The sequence below is a fragment of the Diaphorobacter sp. ED-3 genome, from assembly GCF_027625375.1.
GTDB classification, from domain to species: domain Bacteria; phylum Pseudomonadota; class Gammaproteobacteria; order Burkholderiales; family Burkholderiaceae_C; genus Diaphorobacter; species Diaphorobacter nitroreducens.
On the sequence record NZ_CP115182.1, the window covers coordinates 948,114 to 970,093 of the forward strand.

General features: G+C 69.4%; 17 protein-coding genes and 1 pseudogene. 10 read left to right on the forward strand and 8 right to left on the reverse strand.

All coding sequences use genetic code 11. The features are described 5' to 3' along the window. The first annotated feature begins 1 nt into the window (after position 1). The 10 genes and pseudogenes from PCQ86_RS04630 to hisA all read left to right on the forward strand — a co-directional run bounded on the left by PCQ86_RS04630 (position 2) and on the right by hisA (position 8,089). Positions 2–250 carry a BolA family protein gene (locus PCQ86_RS04630; protein ID WP_047349912.1) on the forward strand — a complete coding sequence of 83 codons (249 nt, stop codon included), beginning with the start codon at positions 2–4 and terminating at the stop codon, positions 248–250. A 221-nt stretch (positions 251–471) separates the two neighbouring features. After that, positions 472–1,794, forward strand: a complete 1,323-nt coding sequence (murA, locus tag PCQ86_RS04635) for a UDP-N-acetylglucosamine 1-carboxyvinyltransferase (protein WP_270174982.1) — start codon at positions 472–474, stop codon at positions 1,792–1,794. Then, positions 1,791–2,441 (forward strand): ATP phosphoribosyltransferase, encoded by a 651-nt coding sequence (hisG, locus tag PCQ86_RS04640; RefSeq protein ID WP_011804208.1) that lies wholly within the window; start codon positions 1,791–1,793, stop codon positions 2,439–2,441. Before murA ends, hisG begins: the two co-directional genes overlap by 4 nt. A 164-nt stretch (positions 2,442–2,605) precedes the next feature. After that, a complete protein-coding gene (gene hisD / locus PCQ86_RS04645; protein ID WP_047349914.1) occupies positions 2,606–3,925 on the forward strand; it encodes a histidinol dehydrogenase in 1,320 nt (439 codons plus the stop codon). Positions 3,926–4,092: 167 nt separating this feature from the next. After that, positions 4,093–4,278, forward strand: a pseudogene (locus tag PCQ86_RS19830) (PIN domain-containing protein); the annotation flags it as partial. 96 nt (positions 4,279–4,374) lie between these two features. Then, complete coding sequence (locus tag PCQ86_RS04650) at positions 4,375–4,794, forward strand: PIN domain-containing protein (protein WP_256376608.1); 420 nt, start codon at positions 4,375–4,377, stop codon at positions 4,792–4,794. Positions 4,795–4,832: 38 nt separating this feature from the next. Continuing rightward, the gene (gene hisC, locus PCQ86_RS04655; protein ID WP_011804211.1) at positions 4,833–5,939 is read left to right on the forward strand and encodes a histidinol-phosphate transaminase; all 1,107 of its coding nucleotides are present in this window, start codon (positions 4,833–4,835) and stop codon (positions 5,937–5,939) included. After that, positions 5,936–6,568, forward strand: coding sequence for an imidazoleglycerol-phosphate dehydratase HisB (hisB, locus tag PCQ86_RS04660; protein WP_270174983.1), 633 nt, complete (start codon positions 5,936–5,938; stop codon positions 6,566–6,568). Before hisC ends, hisB begins: the two co-directional genes overlap by 4 nt. 50 nt (positions 6,569–6,618) lie before the next feature. Next, positions 6,619–7,287, forward strand: a complete 669-nt coding sequence (gene hisH / locus PCQ86_RS04665; RefSeq protein WP_011804213.1) for an imidazole glycerol phosphate synthase subunit HisH — start codon at positions 6,619–6,621, stop codon at positions 7,285–7,287. A 58-nt stretch (positions 7,288–7,345) separates the two neighbouring features. Beyond that, positions 7,346–8,089, forward strand: coding sequence for a 1-(5-phosphoribosyl)-5-[(5-phosphoribosylamino)methylideneamino]imidazole-4-carboxamide isomerase (gene hisA, locus PCQ86_RS04670; RefSeq protein ID WP_220638560.1), 744 nt, complete (start codon positions 7,346–7,348; stop codon positions 8,087–8,089). Between the two features lie 6 nt (positions 8,090–8,095). On the opposite strand, the gene PCQ86_RS04675 is transcribed toward hisA, so the two are convergent. The 8 genes from PCQ86_RS04675 to PCQ86_RS04710 form a co-directional block, all read right to left on the reverse strand. Continuing rightward, complete coding sequence (locus tag PCQ86_RS04675) at positions 8,096–9,292, reverse strand: spherulation-specific family 4 protein (protein WP_011804215.1); 1,197 nt, start codon at positions 9,290–9,292, stop codon at positions 8,096–8,098. A gap of 67 nt (positions 9,293–9,359) precedes the next feature. Beyond that, positions 9,360–10,733 (reverse strand): exopolysaccharide Pel transporter PelG, encoded by a 1,374-nt coding sequence (pelG, locus tag PCQ86_RS04680; protein ID WP_013517775.1) that lies wholly within the window; start codon positions 10,731–10,733, stop codon positions 9,360–9,362. Further along, complete coding sequence (gene pelF / locus PCQ86_RS04685; RefSeq protein WP_011804217.1) at positions 10,733–12,265, reverse strand: GT4 family glycosyltransferase PelF; 1,533 nt, start codon at positions 12,263–12,265, stop codon at positions 10,733–10,735. Before pelF ends, pelG begins: the two co-directional genes overlap by 1 nt. Then, entirely contained in the window at positions 12,262–13,263 is a 1,002-nt protein-coding gene (locus PCQ86_RS04690; protein ID WP_011804218.1) for a membrane protein, read from the reverse strand. The genes pelF and PCQ86_RS04690 overlap by 4 nt, the downstream gene beginning before the upstream one ends. Then, complete coding sequence (locus PCQ86_RS04695) at positions 13,256–14,650, reverse strand: PelD GGDEF domain-containing protein (protein WP_270174984.1); 1,395 nt, start codon at positions 14,648–14,650, stop codon at positions 13,256–13,258. Before PCQ86_RS04695 ends, PCQ86_RS04690 begins: the two co-directional genes overlap by 8 nt. Positions 14,651–14,657: 7 nt before the next feature. Beyond that, positions 14,658–15,212 carry a hypothetical protein gene (locus tag PCQ86_RS04700; RefSeq protein ID WP_011804220.1) on the reverse strand — a complete coding sequence of 185 codons (555 nt, stop codon included), beginning with the start codon at positions 15,210–15,212 and terminating at the stop codon, positions 14,658–14,660. A 21-nt stretch (positions 15,213–15,233) separates the two neighbouring features. Next, positions 15,234–19,124 carry a tetratricopeptide repeat protein gene (locus tag PCQ86_RS04705; protein WP_246867474.1) on the reverse strand — a complete coding sequence of 1,297 codons (3,891 nt, stop codon included), beginning with the start codon at positions 19,122–19,124 and terminating at the stop codon, positions 15,234–15,236. Continuing rightward, positions 19,084–21,915 (reverse strand): bifunctional glycoside hydrolase 114/ polysaccharide deacetylase family protein, encoded by a 2,832-nt coding sequence (locus tag PCQ86_RS04710; RefSeq protein WP_270174985.1) that lies wholly within the window; start codon positions 21,913–21,915, stop codon positions 19,084–19,086. Before PCQ86_RS04710 ends, PCQ86_RS04705 begins: the two co-directional genes overlap by 41 nt. Between the last annotated feature and the right edge of the window lie 65 nt (positions 21,916–21,980).

Consider the following 21,980-nt stretch of genomic DNA (forward strand, 5'->3'; position numbering starts at 1 on the left):
CATGACTGCAGACCAACTCAAGGACATCATCAGCGCGGGCATGGCCTGCGACCACATCACGCTGGAGGGCGACGGCCGCCACTGGTACGCCACCATCGTGTCGTCCGAGTTCGAGGGCAAGCGCCCCATCCAGCGCCACCAGCGTGTCTACGCCACACTGGGCGCACGCATGCAGTCGGACGAGGTGCATGCGTTGTCCATGAAGACCTTCACCCCCGCCGAGTGGGCGCAGGCCCAGGCGGGCGACTGATACGGCCCCGTCCTTCGCAAGATGGCCGTGCGGCCGGGACCGTGCCCCGGCGCGGGGGCGGCATGGGCGTCATGCCCCGGTCCTCGCCGGTGGATGGGCGCATACACCGTCGCGCGGCGTTCCCCCAAAGAAGTCGCGCACTATTCTTTTAATAGCTGCTACCGCTTGATAGATAAGCGCTAGAGCCATTTTTGGCACTGAATGCAGCAACCGGCAAACCCATGGACAAACTCCTGATTCGCGGTGGCCGCCCCCTGGTGGGCGAGGTGCCGATTTCCGGCGCCAAGAACGCCGCGCTGCCCGAGCTGTGCGCCGCGCTGCTCACGACCGACCCGGTCACCCTGCACAACGTGCCGCGCCTGCAGGACGTAGCCACCATGCTGCGGCTCATCCGCAACATGGGCGTGCAGGTGGACCGCATCGCCAACCCCGACTGCTCCGTGGCCGATGCGGCCGGCATAGTGCGCCTGGACGCGGGCGGCCTGTCCACGCCCGAGGCGCCCTACGATCTGGTCAAGACCATGCGCGCCTCGGTACTGGCGCTGGGGCCGCTGCTGGCGCGCTTCGGCGAGGCCACGGTGTCGCTGCCGGGCGGCTGCGCCATCGGATCGCGTCCGGTGGACCAGCACATCAAGGGGCTGCAGGCCATGGGCGCGCAGATCGTGGTCGAGCACGGCTACATGATCGCCAGGCTGCCGCAGGGGTGGACGCGACTCAAGGGGGCGCGCATCACCACCGACATGGTCACGGTGACCGGCACCGAGAATCTGCTCATGGCCGCCACGCTGGCTGAGGGGGAGACCGTGCTGGAGAACGCCGCGCAGGAACCCGAGGTGGCGGACCTGGCCGAGATGCTCATCAAGATGGGCGCGCGTATCGAGGGCCATGGCACCAGCCGCATCCGCATCCAGGGTGTCGAGCGGCTGCACGGCTGCGAGCACGCCGTCGTGGCCGACCGCATCGAGGCCGGCACCTTCCTGTGCGCCGTGGCCGCCACGGGCGGCGATGCGCTGCTGCGCCACGGGCGTGCCGACCACCTGGACGCCGTGATCGACAAACTGCGCGACGCGGGCGTGCAGGTGGCCCCGGAAGAGGGTGGCATCCGCGTGCGCAGCCCTGGCGCGGCGCTGCTCAAGGCGCAGGGCTTTCGCACCACTGAGTACCCGGGCTTTCCCACCGACATGCAGGCGCAGTTCATGGCGCTGAACGTGGTGGCCCAGGGCACCGCCACGGTGGCCGAGACGATCTTCGAGAACCGTTTCATGCACGTCAACGAGCTGCTGCGCCTTGGCGCGAAAATCCAGACCACGGATGGCCGCGTAGCGGTGATCGAGGGGCTGGGCGGCGCCGCGCCTGCGGGCGCGCGGCTATCGGGCGCCACCGTCATGGCCACCGACCTGCGCGCCTCGGCCAGCCTGGTGATCGCCGGGCTGGTGGCCGACGGGGAAACGCTGGTGGACCGCATCTACCATCTGGACCGCGGCTACGACTGCATGGAAGCCAAACTGCGCGGCCTGGGGGCCGACATCGAGAGAATTCAATGACGCAGCAGATCACACTCGCCCTGTCCAAGGGCCGCATCTTCGAAGAAACCCTGCCTCTGCTGGCCGCTGCCGGCATCGAGGTGCTGGAAGACCCGGAGAAGTCGCGCAAGCTCATCCTGCCCACCAGCCGCCCCGAGGTGCGCGTGGTGCTGGTGCGTGCCACCGACGTGCCGACCTACGTGCAATACGGCGGCGCCGATCTGGGGGTGGCCGGCAAGGACTCGCTCATCGAGCACGGCGGCCAGGGGCTGTTCCGCCCGCTGGATCTGAAGATTGCCAAGTGCCGCGTGAGCGTGGCCGTGCGCGCCGATTTCGACTACCGCGAGGCCGTCACCCAGGGCTCACGCCTGAAGGTGGCCACCAAATACACCAGCATCGCGCGCGATTTCTTCGCCAGCAAGGGCGTGCACGTGGACCTCATCAAGCTCTACGGCAGCATGGAACTGGCGCCGCTCACCGGCCTGGCCGATGCCATCGTGGACTTGGTCTCCACTGGCAACACGCTCAAGGCCAACAACCTGGTGGAGGTCGAGCAGATCATGGACATCAGTTCGCACCTGGTGGTGAACCAGGCCGCGCTGAAGCTGAAGCAGGCGCCGCTGCGCCGCATCATCGACGCATTCGCCTCCGCCGTGCCGCAGGGCTGAGGGGTGCGCAGGGCTGCGTCTGCGCCGCTTTGGTTCCGCGTCCATCGCCCGGCGTTGCAACCGCGCGCCGTGGCCCGAGTTATGGTGAGAACATCGTGGCCGGGCACCCCTCGGCTTCCGCAACGGCGCGCCGATTTCTTTCGTACATTCTGAGTAGGTCCACTATGCAATTCGTAGCTGCTCCCGTCCGCCTGTCCACCGCTGACGACACTTTCGAGGTGGAGTTTTCCGCACGCCTGCACTGGTCGGCGGACACGGATGCGGCCATCGAGCAGCGCGTGGCGGGCATCCTGGCCGACGTGCGCGAGCGCGGCGACGCCGCAGTGCTGGAGTACACGCAGCGCTTCGATGGCCTGCATGCGCAGGGCTTGCCGTCGCTGGAGCTCAAGGCCAGCGAACTGCAAGCCGCCTTCGACGGCCTGCCCGCGGCGCAGCGCGACGCGCTGACGGCCGCCGCTGCCCGCGTGCGCCGCTACCACGAGGCGCAGAAAAAGGCCAATGGCGAAAGCTGGAGCTACCGTGACGAGGACGGCACCCTGCTGGGCCAGAAAGTCACGCCGCTGGACCGCGTGGGCATCTACGTGCCGGGCGGCAAGGCCGCGTACCCGAGCAGCGTGCTCATGAACGCCATTCCCGCGCACGTGGCGGGCGTGCAGGACATCATCATGGTCGTGCCCACGCCCCAGGGCACCAAAAACCCGCTGGTGCTGGCCGCGGCGCATGTGGCGGGCGTCACGCGCGCCTTCACCATCGGCGGCGCGCAGGCCGTGGCGGCGCTGGCCTATGGCACGCAGACCATTCCCAAGGTGGACAAGATCACCGGCCCCGGCAACGCCTACGTGGCTAGCGCCAAGAAGCATGTGTTCGGCACCGTGGGCATCGACATGATCGCCGGCCCCAGCGAGATTCTGGTGCTGGCCGACGGCAGCACGCCGGCGGAATGGGTGGCGATGGATCTCTTCTCGCAGGCCGAGCACGACGAGCTGGCGCAGTCCATCCTGCTGTGCCCCGATGCGGCCTACATCGACCAGGTCCAGTCCGCCATCGACCGCCTGCTGCCCCAGATGCCGCGCGCCGAGATCATCGCCAAGAGCCTCACCGGGCGCGGCGCGCTCATCCACACGCGCAGCATGGAAGAGGCGTGTGAGATCAGCAACCGTATCGCTCCCGAGCACCTGGAGGTGAGCAGCCGCGAGCCGCACCGCTGGGAGCCGCTGCTGCGCCACGCGGGCGCGATCTTCCTGGGCGCCTACACCAGCGAATCGCTGGGCGACTATTGCGCCGGGCCCAACCACGTGCTGCCCACCAGCGGCACGGCACGCTTTTCGTCGCCGCTGGGCGTGTACGACTTTCAAAAGCGCAGCAGCATCATCGAGGTGAGCGAGCAGGGCGCGCAGAGCCTGGGCCGCATCGCCAGCGTGCTGGCGCATGGCGAGGGGCTGCAGGGGCATGCACGGGCGGCGGAGATGCGGCTCAAGTCCTGACCACTCCGACAGCCTGTACGCCTCTACCAAGCCACCTTGCGAGGTGGCTTTGTCTTTTCAAAAATGAGAGCGCTTGGCGCTGAATGAACAAGCCTTAGAAGCGAAAAACACATCAAACTGAATGAACACGAATTTCGTGTGACACGAAATTCGTGTACGATGAGCGCATGAAGAACGTCACCATTACCGTGGACGACCCGGTGCTCGAATGGGCCCGGATCGAGGCGGCGCGGCGCGGCACCAGCGTGTCGCGCATGGTGGGGGACTTTTTAGGCGAGATGCAGCGCCGCGAGGACGCCTACGAGCGTGCCTACCTCGCCTGGCGCACGGACGAGCGCACCTGGCGCGCGGGCGCCGCAGCGCGGCGTATCCACGGCTTCGAGCGCAGTCCTGCCCACGTAGGTGAGGCGCCGCAGCCGCTGCAGCGCAGCCTGGCGCAACCCGTGTTTGTGGACACGGCCGTGCTGGTCGCCGCCGAGGACGGCGCCGATGCCGCCCTGCAAGCCCCGGTGCTGGCCTGTCTGGACTTGCTGTGGCGCGAGCGCCTGGGGCGTGTCAGCAGCCAGGTGCTGGCCGAGTTTTACGACACCGTGACGCGCGCCGCCAGCGCGCCCATGCCGCACGGCGATGCACGCGCGGCCATCCGCCGCTACCACAGCTGGACGCCCTGGCAGATCGATGCTGCCACGCTGGAGACCGCCTGGGCGCTGGAGGCGCGGCACCAACTGGCCTGGGGCGACTGCCTGGCGCTGGCCGCCGCGCAGCATAGCGGCTGCGCGAGTCTGTTGTCGCTGAGTCTGCCGCAGGGTGCGCAGTATGGCGGTGTGGAGGTGCTGCACCCGCTGCATTGCGCGTTGGCTGTCCCTTGATGTGGCGGCGCCGCCCGATCGAATGGAGTGAAGAACGCATGACAACCCCCTCTGCCGAACTGCCCGCGCTGGCGCGCATCCGCGACGACGTGCGCGCCATGCAGGCCTACGTCGTGGCCGATGCGACCGGCTACCTGAAGATGGACGCGATGGAGAACCCCTTCGGCCTGCCGCCCGCGCTGCAGGCCGCGCTGGGGCAGCGCCTGGGGCAACTCGCGCTCAACCGCTACCCCGGTACGCGCCAGAACGACCTGAAGGCTGCGCTGGCAGCCTACGCCGGGGCGCCGGCAGGCTCGGCCGTGCTGCTGGGCAATGGTTCCGACGAGCTCATTTCCCTCGTGGCGCTGGCCTGCGCGCGTGCGCAGGCGACCGTGCTGGCGCCCGTGCCGGGCTTCGTGATGTATGCGATGAGCGCGCAGCTGCAGGGCTTGGGCTTCGTGGGCGTGCCGTTGACGGCGGACTTCGAGCTGGACGAGGCCGCGATGCTGGCCGCGATCGCCCAGCACCGCCCGGCCATCACCTTCCTGGCCTATCCCAACAACCCCACGGCCACGCTGTGGGACGAGGCCGTGGTGCAGCGCATCATCGACGCCGCCGGCGCGCAGGGCGGCATCGTGGTCATGGACGAGGCCTACCAGCCCTTTGCCAGCCGCAGCTGGATCGAGCGCATGCGCGCGCAGCCCGAGCGCAACGGCCATGTGCTGCTGATGCGCACGCTCTCCAAGTTCGGCCTGGCCGGCGTGCGCCTGGGCTACATGATCGGCCCCGCCGCGCTGGTGGCCGAGGTCGACAAGGTGCGCCCGCCGTACAACGTGAGTGTGCTGAACACCGAGGCCGCCCTGTTCGCGCTGGAACATGCCGACGTGTTCGCCGCCCAGGCCGACGAGCTGCGTGCCGCGCGCACCGAGCTGCTGGCCGCGCTGCGCGCCATGCCCGGCATTGAGCGCGTGTGGGACAGCCAGGCCAACATGGTGCTGGTGCGTGTGCCCGATGCCGCCCGCGCCTATGAGGGCATGAAGGCCCGCAAGGTGCTCGTCAAGAACGTTTCTACAATGCATCCATTGCTGGCAGGCTGCCTGCGTCTGACGGTGGGCAGCAGTGCCGACAACGCCCAGATGCTCACAGCGCTCCAGGCATCCCTATGACTTCCTCCGCACTCGTTCCTTCTTCCGCAGAACTCTGCCCCGACCGCACGGCCGAGGTCAGTCGCACGACGGCCGAGACGCGCATCACCGTGCGCGTGAATCTCGACGGCACCGGCGCGGCCAGCCTGCACACCGGCATCGGCTTCTTCGACCACATGCTCGACCAGATCGCGCGCCATGGGCTGATCGACCTGCAGATCGACTGCGACGGCGACCTGCACATCGACGGCCACCACACGGTGGAAGATGTGGGCATCACGCTGGGCCAGGCTTTCGCGCGGGCCGTGGGCGACAAGAAGGGCATCCGCCGCTACGGCCATGCCTACGTGCCGCTCGATGAAGCCCTGTCACGCGTGGTGGTGGACTTCTCGGGCCGCCCGGGGCTGCACCTGCACATTCCGTTCACCGCCGGGAGCATTGGCGGTTTCGACACCCAGCTCACCTACGAATTCTTCCAGGGCTTCGTGAACCATGCGGGCGTGACGCTGCACATCGACAACCTGAAGGGCATGAACGCCCACCACCAGTGCGAGACGGTGTTCAAGGCCTTCGCGCGCGCGCTGCGCGCCGCGCTGGAGCGCGACCCGCGCGCCGCAGGCGTGATCCCCTCCACCAAGGGTTCCCTGTAAAATTCAAGCCAAATTGGCCTGTAACGCTTATCCATCAAGCGCAAGCAGCTATGAATAGTGAAGCAAAAACCGTCGCGGTCGTGGACTACGGCATGGGCAACCTGCGCTCCGTCTCGCAGGCCGTGCAGGTCGCGGCGCAGGGCAGCGGTTTCCGGGTAATGGTTACCGCGCACCCCGATGAGGTGCGCGCGGCCGACCGTGTGGTGTTGCCCGGCCAGGGCGCCATGCCGGACTGCATGCGCGAGTTGCGGGAGTCGGGCCTGCTCGAATCCGTGCTGGAGGCTGCCGCGTCCAAGCCGCTGTTTGGCGTATGTGTGGGCATGCAGATGCTGCTGGACCACAGCGCCGAGGGCGACACCCCCGGGCTGGGCCTGATCCCGGGCGAGGTGCTCAAGTTCGACCTGGCCGGGCGCACCCAGCCCGACGGCAGCCGCTACAAGGTCCCCCAGATGGGCTGGAACCGCGTGCGCCAGGCGCGCCACGGCGGCGTGGCGCACCCGGTATGGGCGGGCGTGCCCGACGACAGCTACTTCTACTTCGTGCACAGCTTCTACGCGCGCCCGGCCAACCCGCTGCACTGCGCCGGCGAGGCTGACTACGGCGGCCCCTTTGCTGCGGCCATCGCACGCGATAATATTTTTGCTACCCAGTTCCACCCGGAGAAAAGCGCCGAGCACGGCCTGGCGCTGTACCGCAACTTCTTGCACTGGAAGCCCTGATTCTTCAACCCGGCAGGGCCGGGCCTTGTGCGGCTCGCCCCATTCCCCGCTCACCATCATGCTGCTCATCCCCGCCATCGACCTCAAGGACGGCCACTGCGTACGCCTCAAGCAAGGTGACATGGACCAATCGACCACCTTTGGCGAAGACCCCGCCGCCATGGCCCGCAAGTGGGCGGATGCGGGCGCGCGCCGCCTGCACCTGGTGGACCTGAACGGCGCGTTTGCCGGCCAGCCCAAGAACAAGGCGGCCATCAAGGCCATCCTGGCCGAGGTGGGCGCCGACATTCCGGTGCAGCTGGGCGGCGGCATCCGCGACCTGGACACCATCGAGCGCTACATCGACGCCGGGCTGCGGTACGTCATCATCGGCACGGCCGCGGTGAAGAACCCCGGCTTCCTCAAGGATGCGTGCAGCGCGTTTGGCGGCCACATCATCGTGGGCCTGGACGCCAAGGACGGCAAGGTGGCCACCGACGGCTGGAGCAAGCTCACCGGCCACGAGGTGGTTGATCTGGCGCGCAAGTTCCAGGACTGGGGCGTGGAATCCATCATCTACACCGACATCGGCCGCGACGGCATGCTCTCGGGCATCAATATCGAGGCGACGGTGAAGCTGGCCCAGGCCCTCACCATCCCAGTGATCGCCTCGGGCGGCCTGGCCGGCATCGCGGACATCGAGAAGCTCTGCGAAGTCGAAAACGAAGGCGTGGAAGGCGTCATCTGCGGGCGCGCCATCTACTCGGGCGACCTGGACTTCGCCGCGGCCCAGGCGCGCGCCGACGAGCTGGCCGGCGCGTAGGAAAGCTCAGCAGCCGGGCAGGGCGCGGCCCTTGTTGATGGCGTCCGCCGTGCCCAGCATCTGCTCCCAATAGGCCGGAAGCGTGGCCCAGGGGTTGCCCGTGTTCGTGGGGTAGTCATAGTGCCGGTCCGTGGCGTAGACCAGGCCGGTGTTGCGCTGAGGCGTGTTGGCGGACCGCAGCACCTCCTGCATGGCGCCGCAATTCGCCGCGTCATGCACCAGCGCCGCCTGCGCGCCGTTGGCCAGGTTGTAGACCCACTTGTTTGCGGGCTGGGGGGTGACGCTGCGGTAATCGACGGCCTGGCCCTCGAAGCTCACAAGGGCATCGACCACGCTGGCGGAATCGGCGACCGGGTAGGTGCCAGGGTTGCCCACCACGCGCAACCGGGAGTCCAGGCCCTTGATGTACTGGTAGATCTCGCGGTAGAAGCCCAGCTGCTTGCTGGTCGCGTCCATCTCGTCGAGAAAGAAGCCATCGACCTGCGTGCCGTAGATCTTGCGGTAGTTGTCGATGTTGCGCTGGATGTCGGCGACCGAGCGCGCTCCTGTGCCATAGCGGGTGTAGACGTAGCCCAGCACCTTTCCGCCGTTTTGCCGGAAGGCGGTGATGGCCGCCGTGAACAGGGGGTCTTCCTTCGTGAAGATGCCGTTGCTCGGGTTCAGGATGGCCGTGATGGGCACCGCCGGAAAACTCTGCGCGCCGCTGGCCAGCTTTTCCCAATCCGAACCGGGGCCCGCGCTGAAGTACGCCGGGACCAGCAGTTCCAGCGGCTGGGGCTGCGGGCGGATGTACAGCGTGCGCGTGGCGGCGCCGGCCTTGTCCTGCGTTGCCGCCGCGAGGGCCTGCAACTGCATCTCGCCGGCTTGCGCGGCGGTCAGGCTGGAGGTGGCCACCCCGCCGCGGGTCTGCGGCTGCACGGGCGCGAAGCTGGCGCTGGCCGGGCCGCTCAGGGTGATGGCCGTGCCGTCGGGTGCCGCCGCGCCGGCGATCTTGACGCTCAGCTGCAGTTGCACGGGAGTGTTGACGGTATGCACGTTGTCGGCTTCGGCGGGGGCGGTGAAGGCCACCTCGGCGCTGGATGCGGCGGGCGAAGAGCCGGAGTCGCTTCCCTGGCCCGATCCACCGCCGCAGCCGGTCAAGGCCGCGGCCAGGGTCAGCAGAGATGCGGCAAGGGAATGAGAGGGGCGCGAACGGAGATGCATGGGGTCTGGGAAGTACTTGCGGGACTGCAGCTGCGATTGTGCCCACAGCGCCGGTTCCCGAATCGCTCTATTGCAGCATGAAAGTCTGGTACTCCAGCCGATGCAGGCGCCGCGACAGCAGCAGCAGGCCTGCGGCCAGGGTCAGCAGGGTGGCCAGGGCGAAGCCGTAGCCATACAGGGCGGCGCCGAACGCCAGGGTCAGGCCCGTGAGCGCCACGTTGAGCAGCACGAACATGGCGCACAGCAGCAGCACGGTGCGCCGCTGGTCCAGGTAGAAGAACACGTTGAGCACGGCCATCAGGCCCACCTGCAGGCCGGCGCCGACCACCTGCACGTGCAGCAGCGGCAGGTACAGGCGCGAGATGCCCAGGGTGTCGAGCAGCCAGGGGCCGGCTACGAAGGTCACGAGCACGGCCAGGGTCTGGATCTTGGCGATCTCGCCCAGGCCCTGCTGGATGGCGTAGACCATCTCATCGCGCATGGCCTCTATGTATTCGAGCGAGCCGCCGCCGCGCACCGCGTCGTAGAACTTGTCGTAGTACTCGACGAAGTCGGTCTCTATGCGCACCAGGAACACCGCCATGCCGGGGATGATGGACAGGTAGGACAGGAACACCGGCAGGTCGTAGATCAGCGAGGCGCGCAGGTGGCCGATGATGGGCTGCGAGGTGGGCGGGAAGAACCAGAACATGAACTTGTCCGCCCAGATGCCCAGGTTGTAGAGGAGGCCCACCGCCACCAGCGACGGGTAGAGCTTGTCGGGCTGCAGGAAGTCAAAGGAGATCAGCTGCCGCGCGGGATGGAACTCCTTGACCACCAGCAGCCACATGCCCGCCAGCAGCACGAAGTGGCCGAGCACGAAGGCGCCCAGCAGCCCCTCCAGGCCCCAGGGGCGCAGCAGCAGGGCGCTGGCCACGATCAGCCCGTAGGCCAGGCCGAACAGGCCGACGATGGCCTTGTAGCGCTTCATGCCCGACAGCAGCACCGTGAGCACCCATACGCCGCTCATCAGCATGAAGCCCGCCAGCATGAGCAGCCGGTAGGCCAGGCCCAGGCCCGGCAGCACGATGAACAGCGCCAGCGTGGCCAGAACCCCAGCCCCCAGCAGCACGATCACCATCAGGCCGTGCAGGTTGGGCATGACCAGGTGCTTGTGCTTCTCGAACAGGCGGTCGGAGATGAAGCGGGTGAACGCGAGCTGCACCAGGCTGGTGTAGATCAGACTGCTGGCCACCAGGTAGGTGACCGAGGTCTGGAACTGCGTCACCAGGGTGGCCGGCACGACCACGCTGGCGCTGAAGATGCCGACGAGCAGGATGCCGACGATGGACAGCACCCAGGGCCCCGAGCCGATCACGCCCGCGTAGGCGTAGGCCTGCACCAGGCTCAGCAGGGTGTTCTTGCGCAGCATGTGGCGCAGTTCGAATCCAATGCCGGCCATCAGGCTGCTCCCGGGGTGCGTGCCAGGGCGTGTTCGTAGACCTGGCGGTAGCGGTCGAACATCAGGGTGTCGGTGTAGTAGCGCTCCACGCGGGCGATGGCCGCGCGGCTGGCGGCCTGCCAGGCGGCGGTGTCACCCAGCAGCTGCAGGGCGGCATCGGCCAACTGCTGCGGCTCGGCGATCGGCACCACCGCGCCAGAAGGCCCGAGCGCGCGGTCTTCCTCGTCGAGCCCTTCGAGGAGCTGGCGGCACGAGCCCACGTCGGTGGAAACGGCAGGCACGCCGGCCGCGTAGCCTTCGAGCAGCACCAGGGGCAGGGCTTCGCTGATGGAGGACAGCACCACCAGGCCGATGCGCGGCATCAGGTCCTCCACGCGCTGCATGCCGAGGAAGCGCACATGCTCCTGCAGGCCCAGGCTGCGCACCAGGTTACTGCATTCCTCGGCATAGGCCGGGTCTTCCTCGGCGGGGCCGGCGATCCAGCCCTGGGCGTCGGGGCGCTGGTTGACCACGCGGCGCATGGCGCGGATGAAGGTCTTGATGTCCTTGATGGGCACCACGCGCCCTATCAGGCACAGCACCGGCGGCGGCTCAAGCGGCCGCTGCGCGCGCAGCGGGGCGAAGCGTTCGAGCTTTATGCCGTTGGGGATGTTGGCGGTGCGCTCGGGCGCGGCGCCGTCCTGCACCTGGCGCAGCCGGTTGGCCTCGTACAGGGCCAGGATGGGATCGGCATGCGCGTAGCAGTAGCGCCCCAGCCACTCGAAGAAGTGGATCCACATCTGGCGGAAGTACGACAGCTCGGTCGGGTCGCGCTGGAAGATGTTGCGGTTGTCGCGTATCCACTCGCTCTTGAACAGGTCGATCTTGCGTTCCTTGGTGTAGATGCCGTGCTCCGACAGGATGAGCGGCACCCCGCGCGTCTGCGCCAGCAGCGCGCCCAGGAAGCCCGCGTAGCCGGTGGAGGCGCAGTGCACCGCGCGCACGGGGATCAGCTGCCGCGCCACGCGCGCCAGCAGCCACAGCGGCTGCAGCATGAGGCGCACGGTCCAGAAGAAATCGACGAACGAGGGGTCGGCGCAATGTGCGCGGTAGATGCCGCAGATGATGTCCCAGGCGCGCTTGCTGTAGAGGAAATCCCCGAGCTGCACGGATCCGCCGGGCATCATCTGCTGCGCCACTTCGCGGAATGCCTCCATGGCTCGGGGAGCCGCCGGGCCCTGGTCGAAGGCGTCCAGCAGGCGCTGCACCAGCGCCTGGCCCTGCGCGTCGCCCCTGCGCGCGGCCGGCTGCGGGTGCCAGTGGGCCTGCTCGTGCAGGAAATGCTCCTCGAAATGCACCACGTTGTCGGGCAGCGGGTACTTGAAGCCGCCGTAGTCCTCGCGCCGGCTGCCCAGGAAGACGATGGCGAAGCGGTACTCGGGGTAGGCGCGGATGATCTGGTTGATCCAGCTCGACACTCCGCCGCTCACGTAGGGGAACGTGCCCTCCAGCATCAGGGCGATGTCGGCCGACTGTGCCTTGGGGTGGTTCATGGCCGCTGGCTCCAGTAGTCGATTACGGGGCGCAGGCGCGGCAGCGCTCCCCATTGCCTGAGCTCGCGCATCAGCGCCTGCGCCTGCGCGTGGTCGCGCCGCTCGAAGGCCAGCTGCGCCAGGTAGGGCAGCACCCGGGTCGCGGGCAGGCCCAGGGCGCGGGCTTTGTCGTAGGCGTGTTCCGCTTCCTGGGTGCGGCCCAGCGCATGCAGCAGGCGCCCGCGGCGCAGGTGCATGGCGGCGTTGCCTTCCTGCCGCTGCAGCACCAACTGGCAGTAGCGCAGGGATTCCTGGATGGCGTGCGCGTGTAGGTCGCCCTGCACCAGCGCCTGGTACACCAGCTCCCAGTACAGGTCGGACAGGCGGTGCGCGCTTTGCAGCTGCTGGCTGCTGTCCGGGAGCGCGGCCTGCAGGGCGTCGAGCTCGCTGTCGATGGCGCGGTTGATGCGTTTCTCCAGGTTGTCGAGCATGCCGTAGGCCAGTAGGCGCAGGTCTTCGCTCGCGTCGCCGAGCACGCTGCGCAGGAGCGGCGAGGCCGTGCGCCCCGAGGCGTATTGCAGCGCGGCCATGGCGCGCATGCGCGCCTGTACCGGCACCTGGGCGTTGGTCAGGAACGAGTGCAGGCCGGCGTGGCGGAACTGGCTCTGCCGGCGCTGGTGCTGGTCGAATTCGGGCAGCTGCACCGCATCGAAGTCTTCCGGGAGCGACCTGCGGCGGTACAGGCGCAGGATGACGAAGGCCGCTATCACGCCCAGGAACCCCGCCACGGGCACGGCGTAGCTGCAGGCCGTCATGAGCAGCAGGGTGGCCCAGCGCGGCTTGGACAGGCGCGGCGGCAGCAGCGGCAGCAGCGACAGCGACAGCAGCACGCTGGCCGCGGCGTGCAACAGCAGATAGCTGGCCAGGGCCGCGTCCGAGCGCTCGGCCAGCAGCCATGCGCCGCTCCAGGCGCTGACCTCCAGCCCCAGTGCCGACAGGCCTAGCTTGAGGTTAAGCATGGGCGATGGCGTGCAGGCGCTGCACGGTGCGCACGGGCTGCGCGCTGTCGGGCTGCACCACGTGCGGGAAGATGCCGGCCTGGGCCAGCGATTGCTGGCTCTTGTGCTGCATCCAGCCCTCCAGGCGGTGGATGTAGCCCTCGGCCGTGGTGGCGTTGCCCAGCGGCATGAGCACGGCCAGCACCTGGCGTCCGGGCGCCTCGATCCGCCAGACCTCGTCGAGCTCGCGTTTGAGGCGCTCGATCTGCGGGGGCAGGTCCTGCTCCAGCGCGCGCTGCTGGAGCTCCAGGGCCACGACGATGCTGGGCACCTGGGTGCTTCTGTGGATGTGGGCCAGGCGCTGGAGCTCGAAGGCGAAGAGCGGCGGGCAGTCCGGGAACTGCTGCACGATGGGCTGGGCCAGCTGGCTCATGGACAGGCCGTCGGTGTAGTAGCCCAGCAGCAGCTGCATGGTCTGCAGGCTTTCCTCCTGCAGGGCGAAGAAGGGCATGTCCTGTACCACCAGCAGGCCGTACATGTCGCCCGCCAGGTCGAGCAGCGGCGCGGCGACCAGGTAGCGCGTGTCCTGCTGCGCCGTCACGGCCTGGCTCACGTGGCACAGCTGGCCCGTTTGCAGGGCCTGGCGCACCAGCGGGTCGTCGGCGTGCAGGCCGTCGTAGGCGCCTATGCTGGCGCTGGGCCGGGCGGCGGCGTGCCCGTCGGACACCGCGTGCATGGCCGCGCACTCCAGCTGGCAGTACTGCGACAGCAGCCGCAGCAGCGCCTGCGGGGCGAGGGCGTCGCCGCCGTCCTCGCTCCCGGCGTGGCGCAGCGCCGCGAGCGCGTCGCGCATGGACATGGGGCGGGCGATGAGCTCCTGCTCCAGGCGGTCGTGCGACAGGCGCAGCAGGTAGTGCTGGCGCACCAGGTGCTCCAGGCGCTGGTCCAGGTACAGCTGCAGGGTCTCGGCGCGGCGCGTGCGCGCCTGCCAGAGGCTGGAGAACTCGCCCACCAGCATCACCAGGATCAAGCCCCCCAGGAAGTACAGCTGGGGGAAGTCGCCCCAGTGCCCCGCGTTGAGCCCCAGCCAGCAGGCCAGCAGCACGCTGGCGCCGCCCAGGCCCGCCATGGGGCCGTAGCGCAGGGCCAGCACCACGGGCGCCAGCCAGGGCCATGGGAATGTGGCCTGGATCTGCAGCGGGTCCTGTGGCGCCCAGGCCAGGCCCAGTGCGACGGCCAGCAGGGGCAGCAGCAGGGTCTCGCCCACGGTGACGGCGGGATGGGTGGCCGCGATGGCCAGCCTGCCCAGCAGATGCCTGGGCAGGCCCGTGCCTGGGAGCGCCCGTGGACGGGCGTTTTCACCGGCCGTCTGGCGGCGTGCGCCGGGGCTGTCGGAGGGTGTTGGCATGCGGCGTTCAGCGGCTGCCGGCCAGGCCGGATTGCAACAGCTTGCGGATCAGCTTCTGCGCCACCGCCGACAGCGCCTCGCGGCTCCAGCCGCTCTGGCCGCCCGAGCCGCTCCACAGGGTGTCGCCCGTGGCCACGTCCAGAATCTGCAGGGTGACGCCTGCGGCGGGCTCACCGTCCACGCCCACCTTGTAGCGCCACTCCTCCACGCTGCCCGCGAGGGCGTAGCGGATCTTCTGCTCGCGCGCCCAGGCCAGCGCGTCTTCGGAGCGCTGCGCGTCGCCGGCGCCGAACAGCGCTTCCTGCTGCGTGGTGGCGGGAGTGCGGCGCACCTGGCCCACGCCCTGCGCGCTCAGCAGCGCCTGGGCGATGGCCTCGGCGCGCTGGCCCGCCAGCGGGGTCTCGGTGTGGTTGGCGAAGGGCAGCACCACCCAGCTCGCCTGGCGGGCCAGCTGCGGCGGGTGGCTCTGGTCCAGGGTGGAGCAGGCGCTGAGAAGGGCGATCGCGCCCGTGGCCAGCAGCAGTCCCAGCTGGCGTGCACGAGAGGGGCGGCGGTGGAGCATGAAGGGTTCTCCTCGATGGTCTTAAAAATGAAGCCGGTACGACAGTTCCAGCACGCGCGTGAGTCCCAGGGACTGCACGCCTGACTTGCCCAGGCCGAAGCTCAGGCGCAAATGGTCCGGGCCCAGCACGCTGCCGGCCAGCCCCAGGCGCAGGTCGTAGCCCGCGCCCAGCAGGCTGTGCCGGGTGAGGCTTACGCTCGCGAAGGGCCGCAGCGCGCGCGTGTGGTCCTGCTCGAAGCGCATGTTGGTGGACAGCCGCACGCCGTAGAACTGGAAGCTCTCGGGCAGGAAGTAGTCCAGGCCCAGGCTCGTGACGCCCGCGGGCGCGAAGCGCTGCAGGAAGTCCTGGCCCTGCTGGCCCAGGAAGAAGGGGTGGCGGCGCTCGAAGCGGTGGGTGGACCAGAAGGCGCCCCATTCCCACGTGGGCGCGTCCTGGCGGTAGGCGTGCGAGTATTCGATCGCGGTGTGGCGCCCGCGGCCCACCTCGGCGCCCGTCTGCAGGCGGTACTGCTCGCTCCACTGCGACAGCAGCAGGCTGTCCTGGCGCGTGGCCTGGTAGCGCAGGTGAGCGGCCACGCGCGTCTTCATGCCGCCCAGGCGCAGCGCCAGGCTTTCCTCGCTGGGCAGGTGCCAGCCCAGTTCGCCGCGCAGGGACAGGCGGTTGTCCAGGCGCTGCTCGTGCTCGATGGACAGGGGCGTGGTGTCCGCGTACCCCCGGCGGCTGGCCACGCGCAGCCGGGTCTCGCCGTCGGCATGGCCCCAGCGCAGCAGCGCGCCCGCGATGTCCTCGCCGGGTGCGTCGCGCAGCTGGTCGGGCGCCGTGACGCGGCGCTGGATGCGGCTCGCGTCCAGGTCCAGCGACAGGCGCGGGCTGATGGCCAGGTGCAGCCGGGCCTCGGCCTGATCTTCGTCGATGGCGCCCAGGTCGCTGTGCCGCGAGAGCATGCCGGCGTGGTCGCTGAAGGCCAGCAGGTTGTCCGTGAGCTGCAGGTGCAGCGGGTTGTCGTCGGGCTGGCTTTCCTGCGTCTCGAAGGCGGCGCTCTGCGCCAGGCGGATGTCGCCCACCGCGGCAGCGGTATTGACGCGGTCGTAGCGCGGCAGGCGCTCGTCGAATTCCTGCAGCAGCTGGCCCGCGGCGGCCTTGTCGTCCTCGGCCAGGGCCACGGTGATCTCGGCCCACAGCGGGCGATTGGTGCGCAGGCTGCGGCTGCGCGCGTACTGGTGCCACAGGAAGCCGCGTTCGGCCGTGTATTCGCCGGCGTCCTGCAGCCAACCTATGGCGGTTTCGGCCGCGGCGTTGGAGTAGCCGCCCTGGGCATCGCGATCCAGGCGCAGTAGCTCGCGCAGCACCTCCTGTGCAGGGTCGCCGGGCCTTTGCAGCAGGATCAGGCGCGCGCGGGCGACGCGCTGCGTGGCCTCCAGCCCTTCCTCGGTGAGCCAGCGCTGGCGCGCCTGCGCGGGAGTCAGGCGCCGGCCGTTCCGCCCCTCCTGCCATTGTTGCGACAGCAGGTGGCGGCGCAGGCGCCAGGCGCGATCCGCCTCCTGGTTCTGCTCCAGGGCATCGGCGTAGTTCATGAGCCAGAGGAAGTCGCCTTCGCGTTCGGCCACATGGGGGCTGAGGTAGCGGTGCAGCGCCACCTGGGGCAGCGACAAGGCCTGGTAGGCGGCCGCCAGCGCCTCATGCAGGTCCTCGTCCGCGCTCCAGGCCTGTTCGTGCGCGGCCAGCAGCCGGCGGATCGAGGCCGCGTCGTTGCTGTCGATGAGCAGCCACAGCAGTGCCTGGCGCATGTCGGAGGACGCCGGATCGATGGCCAGCCCCTCTTCGTAGTACTGCCGCGCCTCTGCGAACCGCCCGGCGTTGTGGTGGTAGCCGCCCACCAGGCGCAGGAATTGCCCCGAGCGGCGCATTCGGGCCAGGGAATGGCGCGCGGCGTCGGGGGTGGGGTCGAGCTGATCCAGGGCGTGCGCGAATTCGTTCCACTGGTTGCGGCTGGAGTACAGGGTCAGGGCCTCGATCAGGTGGCGCGGCTCATCGTGCTGCTGCCAGGCCAGCAGTGCCACCTTGGCGGCCTCCAGGGGCTGGTCCTGCTGCAGCAGGCCGATGAGTGCGTCGTAGTCCGCGACGTCGGCATGTTGCGCGTCCACCAGCTTGCGGTAGGCGGCAATGGCGAGCTGGTCGCGCGCCCGGCTCCTGGCCAGGTCGCCCGTGAAGCGCCACAGCTCGGCGGCCGCTTCAGCGGACGCAGGAGGGTGGTCCTGCACGGCCTGCAGCCATTGCAGGCCCAGTTCGGGCTGGCGGTGCTGCAGGGCCAGCACGGCGGCATGCATGGCGCGCTCGGGGGTGATCTGTGCAGGGTCGGCCAGCAGTTGCCGCCAGGTCTGCAGGGCCAGATCGGGCTGGCCTGCGCGTTCGGCCAGCTGCGCCAGCAGCTCCAGCGCCTCGGGGTCCTGCGCGTGCTGGCGCAGGTAGTCGATGGCGGGCTGGGGTTCACCCAGGCGTTCCTGCGCATCGACCAGGGCGCGCATCAGGCGCGGGTCGCCGGAGCGGCTGCGCAGCTGGTGGCGCAGCGCCTGCACCAGCGCTGCATCGTCGAACTGGCCCGGCGCCAGCCGCAACACGGCCTGCCAGGCGGCGTCCTGGTTCGTCTGGCGCGCCAGGACGAGCCAGTTCTCCAGCGCGATGCCGGGGCGCTGCGTCCACTCAGACACCTGTGCCAGGCGCTCGCGCCATCGCATGTCGGCGGGGTTCTGGCGCACCGCGGCGTTGGCGATGGTCCAGGCGTCCTCGAGCTTGCGGTTTTCCAGGAACACCTCGTAGCCCAGGGTGTAGGTCTTGTCGTCGAAGGGCAGGGCGGGCGAAGGCCGGGCGGAGGCCTTGTCCGCCACCTGCTGCGCGAGGCGCAGGGCCGGATGCACGAGCAGGTCGGCGCCATCGTCGAACACCGGCCCCGCCAGCGCGGCAGGCGGCTGCGGGCGCCAGGCGACGGGCCGCAGCGCGAAGTCCTGCTCGGCGCTGGCCCATTGGGTGGCCTGCCGTTCGAGCGCCATGCGCAGCAGGCGGCGCACGTAGTGCTCGGCCACGTCGGGGCGGCCTGCGGCGCGTGCCAGCTGCGTGAGCATGAACAGGGTCTGCGGGTCGTCGGCCAGGGGGCCCAGCTCGCGCTCGGCCAGCTCCAGGGCGGCCGCGGTCTGGTTGCCCGACCGCAGTGCGGCAATGGCCGCGCCGTAGTACGCCTTGGCCTGGGCTGGGTCGGGGGTGCTGTCGCGCGCGGACAGGTAGAGCTGCGCGCAGCCCTCGTAGTCGCCGCGCGCCAGCGCTTCCCTGGCTTCGCGCTCGTAGTACAGGGCGGCCTCGCGCGGGTCCTGCGGGGCTTCCCGGCGACTGAGTGCCAGGGCGATCTCCTGCTCGCCGAACTGACTGGCCAAGGCTGCCAGCCTATCCTGCCGCTCCTGGGGCCAGCCTTCCTGCGCCAGCTGGCGTATGTGCCGCCGCAGCCCATCGAGCAGCGCGAGCCGCCTGTCAGGCTCGCGGTCCGGGACATGCCGGTACTCGGAGTGGAGCAGGTCCCATTGCGCCCACAGCGCTTCCTTGCGCAATGCGGGGTCGGCCGAGTCCAGGGCGGGCTGCAGCGTCGTGCGCGCGCTGGCGGTGTCGCCATGGGCGATCTGGCGCTGCGCGAGCAGCAGGCGCAGGCGCGGGTTGTCGGGGTCGCTGCGCAGCAGGTTGTTCAGGTAGGCGGTGGACAGCTCGGTCTCGCCGCTCGTCGCCAGGCGCTGCTCCAGGTCCTGGCGCGGGTATAGCAGCCACAGCGCGCCGCACGCCATGGCGGTGAGCAGCGCGACGAGCCAGTTGGGCGCAAGGATGGGCCGCTCAACGCTCTGGGCAGAGGATCTGGATCTGGGCGGCGGCATCGGGCAGCTTGAACTGTTGCACTGCGGTGCGGTCCTGTGCGGCAGGGCGCAGGGCGGTGAGGGTGCGCTGGCCGGCGCGCACCTGGCAGGCCTGGGTGTTGGCCAGGGCAAACTCCAGCGGCACATGGCCCTGGAGCGTGAATTGCACGCGCCGGCCATCGCCCTCGGCCTGCCAGTCGACCAGGCGGGCGTTGGCGTCGTGCAGGTAGGGGGTGGCGGCCTCGCGGCCGTCCGTTTGCAGGAAGGCGGACGGTCCGCTCAGGTGCACGTACAGGCCTTCGCCGCCCCGGCGCCAGCCCGCCACGGCCTGGCTGGCGCCTAGCCGGGGCAGCCCCAGCGCCGGGGGCAGCCGCACGGTGCGCAGGGCGCCATTGCTGCTGCGCAGGCGCCAGCCCTCGCCATCGCGGGCCATGGCGTAGTCGTAGAAGTCCTGCACCTTGGTGACGAACTCGGAGGCGTGTACGGGGTGCAGGGGCTGCGCGAGGGCCCAGTCGTAGACTTTCTTCAGCGCCTTGAGCGCGGCGGGCTTGCTGGCCGAGTAGGTGTGGTAGTAGATGCCCACGGGCTTGATGCGCCGGGGGCTGTCCGTCATCTCGAAGGTCTCTATGGCGCGCTCGAAACCGTAGTACGGCCCCGTCCACAGGTTGGTGTAGATGTTCTCGTTGGTGATGGGGGCGTAGACCTGCAAGAACCCGCCCTTGCGGATGCCCAGCGCCCCCACGGCCGTGAGCGAGGGGTTGGCGCGGCTGATGGAGGTGTCGCCGCCGTTGATGTTCAGCAGCCCGGCGCGGTGGGTGATCTCCAGCGCACGGGCGCTGGGCGCCGTGTCGCCCGTCCATTGCAGGACCTTGACGGGCTTGCCGCTGGGCGCCAGGCGCTCGTTGATGTAGTGGCTTGAGCCCACGATCTCGCGCTCCAGGTCCATGGTGTAGCCGGGAACCACCAGGGACTGCGCCGCCTCCGGGTTCTCCTTGAAAAGACCGTGCTGCACGTTCGCGTCCCACAGGAAGGGGTGGCTATAGGTATGGCTGCCGACCTCGATGTGGGGCAGGCGGAACATCTTGCGCGCCACTTCCTCCATGCGCGGGCTCAGGCCGGGGTACAGGCCGTCGGGGGCCACCTCGGCTTCGATGACGGACATGGTCTGGGGGATGCGGTACTTCTCGAATATCTCCTTGAGCAGCACCTGGGCGGCCAGCGGGCTGCCGGGGAACTCCGCCAGCGAGGGAAAGCCGTCGCCGTCCACATGGGCCAGCAACAGGCGGCGGCCGTTCTCCGTGGTCGTGTCGGGCACCGGAATGGCGGGCAGGCGCAGGGCCTGCTGCAGGAAGGCGAAGGGATCGACCAGCCAGCGCGCGTCCTCCGTTCCGGGGATCTCGAACAGCACGTTGGGGTCGAGAATGAAGCCGCCCCAGGGGGTGATGGCGCCGCCAACGAAGGTGCGGCCGCGGGCGTCGCGCAGCTCCACCAGGGGCTGGGCCTGGCGCGCCATGTCGGGCGCCAGCTGCACCAGTTCGGTCTGCCGGGAGGGCAGGGGGAGCGGGTTCTCCAGCCCCATCATGGGGGCGAGCTGCACCTGGCGCAATGCGCCCTGGGGCTCGGCCCTGTCGAGCGCCAGCCCCAGGCTACGCGTGAGGACGCGGTCGGGCGTCATGCCCCAGTCGCCCACCACCGCCAGCGGCATGCCTTCGTGGATGCGCGCCTGCAGCCATTGGCTCAGGCCGGCGCGTTTCGCCGCAGGCACGTAGCCGGAGAACCAGCTCACCACGCCGGCATAGCGGTCGCGCGCCATCAGGCCGGGCAGGCTGTCGCGTACGTCCACGTAGTCCGTCACGTAGCCCATGTGGTTGAGCGGCATCTGCAGGAAGCGGTGGGCGTTGGCGTAGTTGAGCGCGGGCGATTCGCCGCCGTTGTAGAGCACCAGCACGCGCCGCGGCACCGGTTCGATGCTGCCCATGCCGATGGTCGCCAACTGCGCGTCGGTGACCCAGGGGATGAAGCCATCCTGCAGGATCCTTTGGGCTGTGGCGCGCGTGAGCGCCCGGTCGTGCGGCGAGACGTAGTCGATCACCAGCACGGGCAGGCCGTCGCGCTGCCGGACGGTGCGCAGCTGGTCCATGAGCCATTGCCGGTCCTGGTTGGGCACTTCCTCGTAGCGCCGGGTCTTGGCATTCCAGCGCTGGTAGAGCGATTCGGCGGCCACCATCTCGACCATGCCCCGCACCTGCGGCAGGATGTCGAAACCCCGGTTGAGGATGAGCCGGATGCCGGGGAAGCGCTGGTGCAGTGTCTCGATCACCCGCACAAGCCCCTGCTGCTGGGCCTGCTCGTCGAACGTGCCCGCCAGGCGGTAGGAGTCCAGCGTGTCGAGGAAGAACCCCCGGAAGCCGCGCTCCCACAGGGGGGCGACGACGCGGCTGGCGAAGAAATCGGGCCATGCCGCCACGCTCTGGTCGATGACCTCCGACTGCCAGTCCTGGTTGCGCGCCAGTTTCCAGTCCGCCGGGATGTCCGCGTGGTAGCCGCGCGAGGGCTGCACTTCGGTCACCGAGACATAGGCATACACCTTGGTGGCGGGCTCCAGCGCGCGGGCCTGGCGCGCCGCCTCGTGGTCGGGGTCCACCACCAACAGATCGAAGGCGCGGAACTCGCCCAGGGGGATTTCATGGCCGTAGTACAGCGCCACCGCGGGCGTGGCGGCCTGGGCGCTCCAGGCCAGCGGCAGCAAGGCCAGCCCCCATGCCAGGCGCGTGCACAACTGCAACAACTGCAAAAGGAAGCGGAAGGCCATGGGACCGGAAGGGGCTGCCAATAGGGTTTTGGAGGGCTTGCGTACCCAAAATTCGAATTGTATTG

Excerpts from the sequence above, each read along its gene's own strand:
- PCQ86_RS04630 (WP_047349912.1), top strand. The coding sequence starts at position 2 with ATGACTGCAGACCAACTCAAGGACATCATCAGCGCGGGCATGGCCTGC.
- murA (WP_270174982.1), top strand. The coding sequence starts at position 472 with ATGGACAAACTCCTGATTCGCGGTGGCCGCCCCCTGGTGGGCGAGGTG.
- hisG (WP_011804208.1), top strand. The coding sequence starts at position 1,791 with ATGACGCAGCAGATCACACTCGCCCTGTCCAAGGGCCGCATCTTCGAA.
- hisD (WP_047349914.1), top strand. The coding sequence starts at position 2,606 with ATGCAATTCGTAGCTGCTCCCGTCCGCCTGTCCACCGCTGACGACACT.
- hisC (WP_011804211.1), top strand. The coding sequence starts at position 4,833 with ATGACAACCCCCTCTGCCGAACTGCCCGCGCTGGCGCGCATCCGCGAC.
- hisB (WP_270174983.1), top strand. The coding sequence starts at position 5,936 with ATGACTTCCTCCGCACTCGTTCCTTCTTCCGCAGAACTCTGCCCCGAC.
- hisH (WP_011804213.1), top strand. The coding sequence starts at position 6,619 with ATGAATAGTGAAGCAAAAACCGTCGCGGTCGTGGACTACGGCATGGGC.
- hisA (WP_220638560.1), top strand. The coding sequence starts at position 7,346 with ATGCTGCTCATCCCCGCCATCGACCTCAAGGACGGCCACTGCGTACGC.
- PCQ86_RS04675 (WP_011804215.1), bottom strand. The coding sequence starts at position 9,292 with ATGCATCTCCGTTCGCGCCCCTCTCATTCCCTTGCCGCATCTCTGCTG.
- pelG (WP_013517775.1), bottom strand. The coding sequence starts at position 10,733 with ATGGCCGGCATTGGATTCGAACTGCGCCACATGCTGCGCAAGAACACC.
- pelF (WP_011804217.1), bottom strand. The coding sequence starts at position 12,265 with ATGAACCACCCCAAGGCACAGTCGGCCGACATCGCCCTGATGCTGGAG.
- PCQ86_RS04690 (WP_011804218.1), bottom strand. The coding sequence starts at position 13,263 with ATGCTTAACCTCAAGCTAGGCCTGTCGGCACTGGGGCTGGAGGTCAGC.
- PCQ86_RS04695 (WP_270174984.1), bottom strand. The coding sequence starts at position 14,650 with ATGCCAACACCCTCCGACAGCCCCGGCGCACGCCGCCAGACGGCCGGT.
- PCQ86_RS04700 (WP_011804220.1), bottom strand. The coding sequence starts at position 15,212 with ATGCTCCACCGCCGCCCCTCTCGTGCACGCCAGCTGGGACTGCTGCTG.
- PCQ86_RS04705 (WP_246867474.1), bottom strand. The coding sequence starts at position 19,124 with ATGCCGCCGCCCAGATCCAGATCCTCTGCCCAGAGCGTTGAGCGGCCC.
- PCQ86_RS04710 (WP_270174985.1), bottom strand. The coding sequence starts at position 21,915 with ATGGCCTTCCGCTTCCTTTTGCAGTTGTTGCAGTTGTGCACGCGCCTG.